The organism is Streptomyces viridosporus (genome assembly GCF_002078235.1).
Lineage (GTDB): Bacteria > Actinomycetota > Actinomycetes > Streptomycetales > Streptomycetaceae > Streptomyces > Streptomyces viridosporus.
This window is the reverse complement of sequence record NZ_MSGP01000344.1, coordinates 1-11,458: the sequence shown is the minus strand read 5'-3', so window position 1 is coordinate 11,458 and position 11,458 is coordinate 1. Positions and strand designations below refer to the sequence as shown.

The following is an 11,458-nucleotide window of genomic DNA, read 5'->3' as shown; positions in this document are numbered from 1 at the left end:
GGCATCGAGGCCCTGCGCCAGGATCTCCTCCAGGGCCTCGAGGCCGTCGCCTCCGACGACGTGGACGCCGCCGTCGCCCTCAACGCCCGCTTCCACGCCACGATCATGGAGCTGGCCGGCAACACCGTGCTCGCCGGGCTCGCCGCCCAGGTCGACCGGCGCGTGCGCTGGTACTACACACCGGTCGCCCGGCAGCGCGGCGGACAGTCCTGGGTCGAGCACCGCGACCTGATCGCCGCCATCGCGGACCGCGACGAGCAGCTGGCCACCCGGCTCATGCGCGAGCACACCGAGCACACCCGGCGTTCGTACCACGCCCGGGCCGAGTCCTAGCCTCCTCGCTCCCTCCGTCGGCCCCGGGCGCCCCCCGCACACCTTTGTCCTGTGAGTGGAAAAAGTAGGGGGCAATTCCTGCGCGACTTCTTCCCACCCCGGGCGGTCGCTGCTACGTTCCCTCCGAAAGCACGCACGGACGTGGCCGGGATCCGGCACGCGCAGGCCGGTCGAGGCGGGGAGGGGCTCGTGAGACGTATGACGGCGCGACCCGCGAACGCCCATCAGGCCCGGCTCCTCAGGCTGTTGCGCGACGGCGGTCCCAACTCCCGCGCCCAGCTGGGAGACCAGGTCGACCTCTCGCGGTCGAAGCTGGCCGTGGAGGTGGACCGGCTGCTGGAGACCCGGCTGGTGGTGGCCGACGGACTCGCCGCCTCGCGCGGCGGCCGGCGCTCCCACAACGTCCGGCTCAACCCGCACCTGCGCTTCCTCGGCGTCGACATCGGCGCGACCTCGGTCGACGTCGCCGTCACCAACGCCGAGCTGGAGATCCTCGGGCACATCAACCAGCCCATGGACGTCCGCGAGGGACCGGTCGCGGTCTTCGAGCAAGTACTGGCCATGGCCGCCAAGTTGAAGGCCTCGGGGCTCGCGGAGGGGTTCGACGGCGCCGGTATCGGCGTCCCCGGCCCGGTCCGCTTCCCCGAGGGCGTCCCGGTGGCTCCGCCGATCATGCCGGGCTGGGACGGCTTCCCCGTGCGGGAGGCGCTCAGCCAGGAGCTCGGCTGCCCGGTCATGGTCGACAACGACGTGAACCTGATGGCGATGGGGGAGCAGCACGCGGGCGTCGCCCGCACCGTCGCCGACTTCCTCTGCGTCAAGATCGGTACCGGCATCGGCTGCGGCATCGTCGTCGGCGGTGAGGTCTACCGCGGTACGACGGGCAGCGCGGGCGACATCGGGCACATCCAGGCCGTGCCCGACGGCCGCCCATGCGCCTGCGGCAACCGGGGCTGCCTGGAGGCGCACTTCTCCGGCGCGGCCCTCGCCCGGGACGCCACGGAGGCCGCCCAGCAGCGGCTCTCCGCCGAACTCGCGAGCCGCCTGGAGGCGAACGGCACGCTCAGCGCCGTCGACGTCGCCGCCGCGGCCGCCGCGGGGGACGCGACCGCCCTCGACCTGATCCGTGAGGGCGGCAACCGCACCGGCCAGGTCATCGCCGGCCTGGTCAGCTTCTTCAACCCCGGCCTGGTGGTGATCGGCGGCGGGGTGACCGGCCTCGGCCACACCCTGCTCGCCGCGATCCGCACCCAGGTCTACCGCCAGTCGCTGCCGCTGGCTACCGGCAACCTGCCCATCGTCCTGGGCGAACTGGGCCCCACCGCCGGCGTCATCGGCGCGGCCCGGCTCATCAGCGACCACCTGTTCTCACCCGCGTAGGACCCATCGCGCGGTCGCACCACCGCACCGCACCCATCGCACCGCACGCGCCGCACCGCACCGCCGCACCGCACCGCCGCACCGCACGTCCCACCGGCACCACCCCGCTGTTCCGCCCTGCCCTGACAACGTTGGCCCGACCGCGCCCTGAACCGGCCGCACGCCCGCCGAGGGGAATCCGCATGGCACCAGAACCACCGCTGCTCAGCATGTCCGGCATCACCAAGTCGTTCCCCGGAGTCCGGGCCCTGGACGGCGTCGACCTCGACGTCCAGGCCGGTGAGGTGCACTGCCTGCTCGGCCAGAACGGCGCCGGGAAGTCCACCCTGATCAAGGTGCTGGCCGGCGCCCACCAGCCCGACACGGGCACCATCCACTGGCGCGGAGAAGCGGTCACCCTGCGCTCACCGATCGCCGCCATGCGCCTCGGCATCGCCACCATCTACCAGGAACTCGACCTGGTGGAACACCTGTCGGTCGCCGAGAACGTCCACCTCGGCCACGAACCCACGGCCGCCGGTTTCGTCGTCCGGGGGAAGGCCGCGCGGACCTCGACGGCCCGGCTGCTCGGACGGCTCGGGCACCCGGAGATCGACTCGGCCCGCCTGGTCGGGGAGTTGTCGGCGGCGCAGCAGCAGATCGTGTCGATGGCCCGGGCGCTCTCCCACGACGTACGGCTCATCGTGATGGACGAGCCGTCCGCCGCCCTCGACCCGGACGAGGTCGACAACCTCTTCCGCATCGTCGCCGACCTCACCGCCGACGGAGTGGCCGTCGTCTACATCTCGCACCGCCTGGAGGAGATCCGGCGCATCGGCGACCGGGTGACCGTGCTGAAGGACGGCCGGGCCGTCGCCGGCGGGCTGCCCGCGAAGTCGACGCCCACCCGCGAGGTGGTCGCGCTGATGACCGGACGCAACGTCGAGTACGTCTTCCCGGAGCGGCCCGCCTCCGCACCGAGGGCCGAACCGGTGCTCACCGTCGAAGGGCTGTCCCGCCGGGGCGAGTTCGACCCGCTCGACCTCCAGGTGCGGCCCGGTGAGATCGTCGGGCTCGCGGGGCTCGTCGGCTCCGGGCGCTCGGAGATCCTCGAGACGGTCTACGGCGCCCGCAGGCCGGACACCGGACGGGTCCTCGTCGACGGGCGCCCCCTGAAGCCGGGCAGCGTGCGGGCGGCCGTACGGGCCGGGATCGGGCTCGCCCCCGAGGAACGCAAGGCGCAGGCGCTGCTCATGCTGGAGTCCGTCACCCGCAACGTGTCGGTCTCCACCCTGTCCCGCTTCTCGCGGGGCGGCTGGATCGACCGCGGTGCCGAACTGGGGGCGGCACGCGCGGCGACCCGCGAGCTGTCGCTGCGGCCCGACAACCCGGACGTGCCCGTGCGCACCCTGTCCGGCGGCAACCAGCAGAAGGCCGTGCTCGCGCGCTGGCTGCTGCGCGGCTGCCGGGTCCTGCTCCTCGACGAACCCACGCGCGGCGTCGACGTGGGCGCCCGCGCCGAACTGTACGCGGTCGTCCGCCGGCTGGCGGACGAGGGCCTCGCCGTGCTGCTGGTCTCCAGCGAGGTGCCCGAGGTGCTCGGCCTCGCCGACCGCGTCCTGGTCCTGCGCGAGGGCCGGGTCGTCCACACGGCACCCGCCCGCGAACTCGACGAACACCGTGTACTCGACCTGGTCATGGAAGGAAGTCCGGCGTCATGACGCAGCCCGTCTCCCCGCCGCGGGACAGCACCGGCAAGGTGCCGCAGGCAGGCGACCCACCCGCCTGGCGCGCCGTGCTGTTCCGCGCCGACGTCCGCACGTGGTCACTGCTCGGCGTGCTCGCCGCGCTGGTCCTCATCGGCGGCATCACCAAACCGGACGAGTTCCTCGACACCCGCAACCTGCAACTGGTCCTCACCCAGGCCTCCGTCATCGGCGTCGTCACCGTCGGCATGACCTTCGTCATCATCTCCGGCGGCATCGACCTGTCGGTCGGCGCGATCGTCGCCCTCGCCTCGGTGTGGGCGACCACGGTCGCCACGCAGGAGTACGGCTTCGGCGGCATCCTGTTCACCGCCGTCCTCGTGGGCCTCGGCTGCGGACTGGTCAACGGGGTGCTCATCGCGTACGGCGGGATGGTCCCCTTCATCGCCACCCTCGCCATGCTCGCCTCGGCCCGCGGCCTGGCCCTGCAGATCACCGACGGGCGGACGCAGATCGTCACCGTCGACGGCGTCCTCGACCTCGGCGAGCGCGACGCCTACGTACTCGGGATCCCGCCCCTGGTCCTGGTGTTCGCCGCGGTCACCGTCATCGGCTGGCTGGTGCTCAACCGGACCACCTTCGGACGCCGCACCGTCGCCGTCGGCGGCAACGCGGAGGCCGCCCGGCTGGCCGGCATCGACGTGCGACGCCAGCGGCTGTACCTCTACCTGCTGTCCGGGCTGTGCTGCGGCATCGCGGCCTTCCTGCTGATCGTCCTGTCCGGCTCCGGCCAGAACACCAACGGCAACCTCTACGAACTCGACGCCATCGCCGCCGCGATCATCGGCGGCACCCTGCTCACCGGGGGCCGCGGCACCATCGTCGGCTCCGTGCTCGGTGTCCTGATCTTCACCACCATCACCAACATCTTCGCCCTGAACAACCTGCAGAGCGACGTCCAGCAGATCGCCAAGGGCGCGATCATCGTCGCCGCCGTGCTGGTCCAGCGCCGTACCGCGAGCACGACCTGAGGAAAGGGTTCACCGCCATGCCACAGCCCACGCCTTTCGCGAGCCGCAGAGGGCTCCTCTTCGGAGCCGCCGCCGTGTCCGCCGGTGCCTTCCTCACCGGCTGCACGAGCAACGAGTCCGACGACGACAAGCCGGCCGCGAACGACCAGCCCGCCGCCGACGACAAGCCCGGCAAGCCGGTCACCATCGGCTTCGCCGGACCGCAGGCCGACCACGGCTGGCTCGCGGCCATCAACGACAACGCCAAGAAGCGGGCGGAGAAGTACTCCGACGTCACCCTCGAGACCACCGAGGGGTCCAACGACACCGCCCAGCAGATCGGCCAGATCGAGACCCTCATCAACAAGAAGGTCGACGTCCTGGTGATCCTGCCCGCCGACGGCAAGGCGCTCACCCAGGTCGGGCTGAAGGCGATGCGCGCCGGCATCCCCGTGGTCAACCTCGACCGGATCTTCAACAGCCCGCAGGCGTACCGCTGCTGGATCGGCGGCGACAACTACGGCATGGGCCTGAACGCCGGCCACTACATCGGCGAGAAGCTCAAGGACAAGCCCGGCGCCCGGGTCATCGAACTCGCCGGGCTCGACAACCTGGAGCTGACCAAGCAGCGCACCCAGGGCTTCGACGACGCCCTGAAGAACTACCCCAACATCAAGAAGGTGGCCCGCCAGGCCGCCGAGTTCACGGTCGAGTCCGGCCAGGCCAAGATGGCCCAGCTCCTCCAGGCGCAGTCGAAGTTCGACGCGCTGTGGAACCACGACGACGACCAGGGCGTGGGCGCGCTGCGCGCCATCGAGCAGGCCGGGCGCGACGACTTCCTGATGGTCGGCGGGGCGGGCGCGCTCTCCGCCTTCGAGGCCATCAAGGCCGACAACGGCGTCCTGAAGGCGACCGTCCTGTACCCGCCGACGATGGCCGCCTCCGCGATCGACCTCGCCCGTGCCCTCGGCCAGGGCAAGGGCGTCGGCGGCCTCGCCGAGTACGAGATCCCGGCGTCGCTCACGCTGTACTCGGCCGTCGTCGACAAGGAGAACGTGGACCAGTACATGTCCACCGGCTTCAAGTGAGGAGCCCCGCCCCACGGGCCTGACCAGCCCACCGGGCGGGGCCACCCCCGCCCGCCACGACGACGAGGAGGACATCCGTATGGCACAGCCGCAAGCGTCAGAAGGGGCAGGCACGGGGAAGCCACCGCTGCGCGTCGGCATGGTCGGCTACGCCTTCATGGGCGCCGCCCACTCCCAGGGATGGCGCACCGCGGGCCGCGTCTTCGACCTGCCGCTGAGCCCCGAACTGACCGTGGTCTGCGGCCGGGACGCCGACGCCGTGCGCGCGGCGGCCGACCGGCACGGCTGGGCGGACGCCGAGACCGACTGGCGGGCCCTGGTCGAACGGGAGGACGTCGACCTCGTCGACATCTGCACCCCCGGCGACAGCCACGCCGAGATCGCCCTCGCCGCGCTCGCCGCCGGCAAGCACGTGCTGTGCGAGAAGCCGCTGGCCAACACCGTCGCCGAGGCCGAGGCGATGGTCCGCGCCGCCGACGAGGCGCGGGAACGGGGCAAGGTGGCGATGGTCGGCTTCAACTACCGCCGGGTCCCCGCGACCGCGCTGGCCCGGCGGATGGTGGCCGAGGGCCGCCTCGGCGCCCTGCGGCACGTACGGGTGACGTACCTCCAGGACTGGCTGGTGGACCCCGCCTTCCCGCTCACCTGGCGGCTGCGCCGCGAGCAGGCCGGCTCCGGTTCGCTCGGCGACCTCGGCGCGCACATCGTCGACCTGGCGCAGTACCTGGCCGGCGAGCGGCTGGCGGGCGTCTCCGCGCTCACCGAGACCTTCGTGCGGGAGCGCCCCCTGCCCACCGCGCCCAGCAGCGGCCTGGCCGCCGTCTCCGCCGCCGGCACCGGACAGGTCACCGTGGACGACGCCGCCCTGTTCACCGGCCGCTTCGCCTCCGGTGCCCTCGCCTCCTTCGAGGCCACCCGCTACGCCACCGGACGCAAGAACGCCCTGCGCATCGAGCTCAACGGCGAGCGCGGCTCGCTCGCCTTCGACCTGGAGCGGCTCAACGAGCTGTCGTACCACGACGGCACGGAGCCCGGGGCGCACGCCGGTTTCCGCCGCATCCTCGTCACCGAGCCCGAGCACCCCTACCTGGACGCCTGGTGGCCGCCGGGCCACGGCCTCGGCTACGAGCACACCTTCGTGCACCAGGCCCGCGACCTCGTCCACGCCGTCGCCGAGGGCCGTACGCCCGAACCCTCCTTCGCCGACGGACTGCAGGTGCAGCGCGTGCTGGCCGCCGTGGAGGAGAGCGCCGAGAAGAACTCCGTCTACACGCCGATCGCCGCCTGAGGAGGACGGATACGGATGCCGCGCACCTTCACGCTGTTCACCGGCCAGTGGGCGGACCTGCCCCTGGAGGAGGTCTGCCGACTGGCCCGCGACTTCGGTTACGACGGCCTCGAACTCGCCTGCTGGGGCGACCACTTCGAGGTCGACAAGGCCCTCGCCGACCCGTCCTACGTCGCCTCCCGCCACCAGCTCCTGGAGAAGTACGGCCTGAAGTGCTGGGCGATCTCCAACCACCTGGTCGGCCAGGCCGTCTGCGACGCCATCATCGACGAACGCCACCGGGCGATCCTGCCCGACCGCATCTGGGGCGACGGCGAGCCCGAGGGCGTGCGCCGACGCGCCGCCGCCGAGATCAAGGACACCGCGCGCGCCGCGGCCCGTCTCGGCGTCGACACCGTCATCGGCTTCACCGGCTCCGCCATCTGGCACCTGGTCGCCATGTTCCCGCCCGCGCCCGAGTCGATGATCGAGCGCGGCTACGAGGACTTCGCCGAGCGGTGGAACCCCATCCTGGACGTCTTCGACGCGGAGGGCGTGCGGTTCGCGCACGAGGTGCACCCCAGCGAGATCGCCTACGACTACTGGACCACCGTCCGCGCCCTGGAGGCGGTCGACCGCCGGCCGGCCTTCGGCCTCAACTTCGACCCCTCCCACTTCGTGTGGCAGGACCTCGACCCGGTCGGCTTCCTGTGGGACTTCCGCGACCGGATCTACCACGTCGACTGCAAGGAGGCCCGCAAGCGCCTCGACGGACGCAACGGCCGCCTCGGCTCCCACCTGCCCTGGGGCGACCCGCGGCGCGGCTGGGACTTCGTCTCCGCCGGCCACGGCGACGTCCCCTGGGAGGACGTCTTCCGCATGCTCCGCTCGATCGGGTACACGGGCCCCGTCTCGGTGGAGTGGGAGGACGCCGGCATGGACCGCCTCCAGGGCGCCCCCGAGGCGCTGACCCGCCTCAAGGCGTTCGACTTCGAGCCGCCCAGCGCGTCCTTCGACGCCGCGTTCAACAGCTGAACCGCCCGCCCGACGGCAGGTCGGGGACGGGGGCCGGAACGTCCGCCGGTCCCCGGTCCGGCCTGCCCGGATCCCGCTTTGTCCTGAGTTGGGAAAAAGTTCAACCGGTCCCGGTCCAAGGGCTGTTCGCCCCGGAAGAACGCGGTTACCGTCCCTGAAGTGTTCAGGACACCCACACCTCCGGGGTGACGGCGCACCCCGGAGCCCGCACGCACCGCACGTCTTCGCACCCGTTCCGTACGGCCCACCCCGTTCCCGGAGGGACTTCGTGCACAGAAGCAGACTCGGAAGCACCACCCCCACCACGAGACGTCCCAGGCTTCGCACCACCCTCGCCCTGTTCACCGGCCTGCTCCTGGCCGTGGGCACCCCGGCGACCGTCGCCGGCGCCCACCCCGGCCACCCGGAGCACGACGAACCGGCAGCCGCCGAGGGGCAGTTCCAGCAGGTACCGCTCGCCAAGGGCGAGCCCGAGACGGGCGAGCCGATGTCGCTCGCCGTGCTCCCGGACCGCAGCGTCCTGCACACCTCGCGCGACGGCACGCTGCGCCTCACCGACCAGGGCGGCGTCACCAAGGTCGCCGGCAGGATCCCCGTCTACAGCCATGACGAGGAGGGCCTGCAGGGCGTCGGCATCGACCCGGACTTCGAGAACAACCGGGCGATCTACCTCTACTACGCCCCGCCGCTCGACACCCCCGCGGGCGACGCCCCGGAGACCGGCACCGCCGAGGACTTCAAGAAGTTCGACGGCGTCAACCGCCTCTCCCGGTTCGTCCTCAACCCCAACGGCACGCTGGACATGACCAGCGAGAAGAAGGTCCTGGACGTCGCGGCCTCCCGCGGCACCTGCTGCCACGTCGGCGGCGACATCGACTTCGACGCCGAGGGCAACCTCTACCTGTCCACCGGCGACGACACCAACCCCTTCGCCTCCGACGGCTTCACGCCGATCGACGAGCGGCCCGGCCGCAATCCGGCCTTCGACGCCCGCCGCAGCTCCGGCAACACCAACGACCTGCGCGGCAAGATCCTCCGCATCAAGGTCGCCGAGGACGGCTCGTACACCGTCCCGGAGGGCAACCTCTTCCCCCCGGGCACCGAGAAGACCCGCCCCGAGATCTACGCGATGGGCTTCCGCAACCCGTTCCGCATGAGCGTCGACGACAAGACCGGCACCGTCTACGTCGGTGACTACGGCCCCGACGCCGGCGCAGCCGACCCGAAGCGGGGCCCGGCGGGCCAGGTCGAGTTCGCCAAGGTCACCGAGGCCGCCAACTTCGGCTGGCCGTTCTGCACCGGCGACAACGAGGCCTACGTCGACTACGACTTCGCCACCAAGGTCTCCGGCGAGAAGTTCGACTGCGACGCCCCGAAGAACACCTCGCCGCACAACACCGGTCTCACCGACCTGCCGCCCGCCCAGCCCGCCTGGATCCCGTACGACGGCGGCAGCGTGCCCGAGTTCGGCAGCGGCTCGGAGTCCCCGATGGCCGGCCCGGTCTACCGCTACGACGCCGGGCTCGATTCCAAGGTGAAGTTCCCCGAGGAGTTCGACGGCGACTTCTTCGCGGGCGAGTTCGGCCGCCGCTGGATCAAGCGGATCGAGCAGAACGAGGATGGCTCCGTCGCGAAGATCAACGACTTCCCGTGGACCGGCACCCAGATCATGGACATGGAGTTCGGGCCCGACGGCGCGCTCTACGTCCTGGACTACGGCGTCTCCTGGTTCCAGGGCGACGAGAACTCCGCGCTGTACCGCATCGAGAACGCCGAGGACGGCTTCTCCCCGATCGCCGAGGTGAGCGCCGACAGGACGTCCGGCGCGGCCGGCCTGAAGGTCAGGTTCACCGCCTCCGCCAAGGACGCCGACTCCCCGGACCTCACCTACGCCTGGGACTTCGGCGACGGCACCAAGGGCGAGGGGCTCACCCCCACCCACAAGTACAAGAAGGTCGGCACCTACACCGCGACCTTCACCGCGAAGGACCCCGAGGGCAACACCGGCAACGCCAGCGTCCGCATCGTGGTCGGCAACACCGAGCCCACGGTGAAGATCGAGACCCCGGGCAACGGCAGCCTGGCCGCCTTCGGCGAGCCCGTCCCGTTCAAGGTGACCGTCACCGACCCCGAGGAGAAGGTCGACTGCTCCAGGGTCAAGGTCGTCTACAGCCTCGGCCACGACTCCCACGCCCACGAGCTGACCAGCGAGACGGGCTGTGAGGGCACCCTGAAGCCGCCCGCCGGTGACGGCGGTCACGACCCCAACGCCAACATCTACGGCGTCGTCGGCGCCAGCTACACCGACGGCGGGGCGAACGGCCAGGAGGCCCTGACCGGCACCGCCCGCACCGTGCTCCAGCCGCTGCACCGCCAGGCCGAGCACTTCACCACCCAGTCGGGCGTGAGGACGTACGACAAGACCGGCGCCAACGGCGGCAAGACCGTCGGCGACATCGACGACGGCGACTGGATCTCCTTCGGCCCCTACCGGTTCGACGGGCAGAAGAAGATGACCGTACGGGCCTCCTCCGGCGGCGCGGGCGGCTTCATCGAGCTGCGCACCGGCTCGCCCGACGGTCCGCTGCACGGCTCGGCGTACATCCCGCCGACCGGCGGCTGGGAGACGTTCCAGAACGTCGACGTGCCGCTGCGGTCGCTGCCGAAGCGCACCACGGAGATCTACCTGGTCTTCAAGGGCGGCGAGGGCGCGCTGTACGACGTGGACGACTTCGAGTTCTCCAAGGAGCCGTTCAAGGCCGGCAAGAAGGTCCTGGTCTTCTCCAAGACGGCGGGCTTCCGGCACGACTCCATCCCCGCGGGCGTCGCCGCGCTGAAGGAGCTCGGCGGACCGGCCGGCATCTCGGTCACCTCGACCGAGGAGGCCGGGCAGTTCACCACGGCCAACCTCGCCAAGTACGACGCCGTGGCCTTCCTCTCCACCACCGGTGACGTCCTCAACGCCGATCAGCAGAAGGCGTTCGAGAACTACGTCAAGAACGGCGGCGGCTACCTGGGCATCCACGCCGCCGCCGACACCGAGTACGACTGGGAGTTCTACGGCGGCCTCGTGGGCGCCCACTTCGACTCGCACCCGGCCATCCAGAAGGCCACCGTGCGCGTCGAGGACCACGACCACCCGGCCACCGCGCACCTGGACGACGCGTGGGAGCGCACCGACGAGTGGTACAACTACCGCACCAACCCGCGCGAGCAGGCCAAGGTCCTCGCCACCCTCGACGAGACGACGTACCAGGGCGGCACCATGAAGGGCGACCACCCGATCGCCTGGTGCCAGAGCTACGGCGGCGGCCGCTCCTTCTACACCGGCGGCGGCCACACCAAGGAGTCCTACGCCGAGGAGGCCTTCCGCGCCCACCTGCTCGGCGGTCTGCAGTACGCCACCGGCCAGGTCAAGGCGGACTGCAAGCCGAGCAAGGACTACCGGAAGATCTTCAACGGCCAGACCCTGGACGGCTGGAAGCAGGCCGGCCCCGGCAGGTTCAACGTCAAGGACGGCACCCTGGAGACCGAGGGCGGCATGGGCCTGCTCTGGTACCAGGCCAAGGAGCTGAAGTCGTACTCCCTCAAGCTCGACTGGAAGATGCGGGGCGACGACAACTCCGGTGTCTTCGTGGGCTTCCCGGCCTCCGACGACCC

At 71.4% G+C, this 11,458-nt stretch carries 8 protein-coding genes; all 8 read left to right on the top strand.

Annotated elements, in window-relative coordinates; translation table 11 throughout:
- The coding region (locus B7L92_RS24055; RefSeq protein ID WP_143626370.1) for an FCD domain-containing protein at positions 1 to 333 on the top strand (333 nt) is incomplete at its 5' end.
- A gap of 198 nt (positions 334 to 531) precedes the next feature.
- Entirely contained in the window at positions 532 to 1,713 is a 1,182-nt protein-coding gene (locus B7L92_RS24050; RefSeq protein WP_081239516.1) for an ROK family protein, read from the top strand.
- Between the two features lie 182 nt (positions 1,714 to 1,895).
- Positions 1,896 to 3,413: a sugar ABC transporter ATP-binding protein gene (locus B7L92_RS24045; protein WP_081239515.1), complete on the top strand. Its 1,518-nt coding sequence runs from the start codon at positions 1,896 to 1,898 to the stop codon at positions 3,411 to 3,413.
- Positions 3,410 to 4,429, top strand: a complete 1,020-nt coding sequence (locus B7L92_RS24040) for an ABC transporter permease (RefSeq protein ID WP_016823819.1) — start codon at positions 3,410 to 3,412, stop codon at positions 4,427 to 4,429. Before B7L92_RS24045 ends, B7L92_RS24040 begins: the two co-directional genes overlap by 4 nt.
- A 17-nt stretch (positions 4,430 to 4,446) precedes the next feature.
- Complete coding sequence (locus B7L92_RS24035) at positions 4,447 to 5,496, top strand: substrate-binding domain-containing protein (protein ID WP_081239514.1); 1,050 nt, start codon at positions 4,447 to 4,449, stop codon at positions 5,494 to 5,496.
- Between the two features lie 79 nt (positions 5,497 to 5,575).
- The gene (locus B7L92_RS24030) at positions 5,576 to 6,784 is read left to right on the top strand and encodes a Gfo/Idh/MocA family protein (protein ID WP_081239513.1); all 1,209 of its coding nucleotides are present in this window, start codon (positions 5,576 to 5,578) and stop codon (positions 6,782 to 6,784) included.
- A gap of 15 nt (positions 6,785 to 6,799) precedes the next feature.
- Positions 6,800 to 7,798 carry a sugar phosphate isomerase/epimerase family protein gene (locus tag B7L92_RS24025; protein WP_004980921.1) on the top strand — a complete coding sequence of 333 codons (999 nt, stop codon included), beginning with the start codon at positions 6,800 to 6,802 and terminating at the stop codon, positions 7,796 to 7,798.
- A 268-nt stretch (positions 7,799 to 8,066) separates the two neighbouring features.
- A partial coding sequence (locus B7L92_RS24020) for a ThuA domain-containing protein (RefSeq protein WP_081239512.1) occupies positions 8,067 to 11,458 on the top strand: 3,392 nt, incomplete at its 3' end.

Excerpts from the sequence above, each read along its gene's own strand:
- B7L92_RS24050 (WP_081239516.1), top strand. The coding sequence starts at position 532 with ATGACGGCGCGACCCGCGAACGCCCATCAGGCCCGGCTCCTCAGGCTG.
- B7L92_RS24045 (WP_081239515.1), top strand. The coding sequence starts at position 1,896 with ATGGCACCAGAACCACCGCTGCTCAGCATGTCCGGCATCACCAAGTCG.
- B7L92_RS24040 (WP_016823819.1), top strand. The coding sequence starts at position 3,410 with ATGACGCAGCCCGTCTCCCCGCCGCGGGACAGCACCGGCAAGGTGCCG.
- B7L92_RS24035 (WP_081239514.1), top strand. The coding sequence starts at position 4,447 with ATGCCACAGCCCACGCCTTTCGCGAGCCGCAGAGGGCTCCTCTTCGGA.
- B7L92_RS24030 (WP_081239513.1), top strand. The coding sequence starts at position 5,576 with ATGGCACAGCCGCAAGCGTCAGAAGGGGCAGGCACGGGGAAGCCACCG.
- B7L92_RS24025 (WP_004980921.1), top strand. The coding sequence starts at position 6,800 with ATGCCGCGCACCTTCACGCTGTTCACCGGCCAGTGGGCGGACCTGCCC.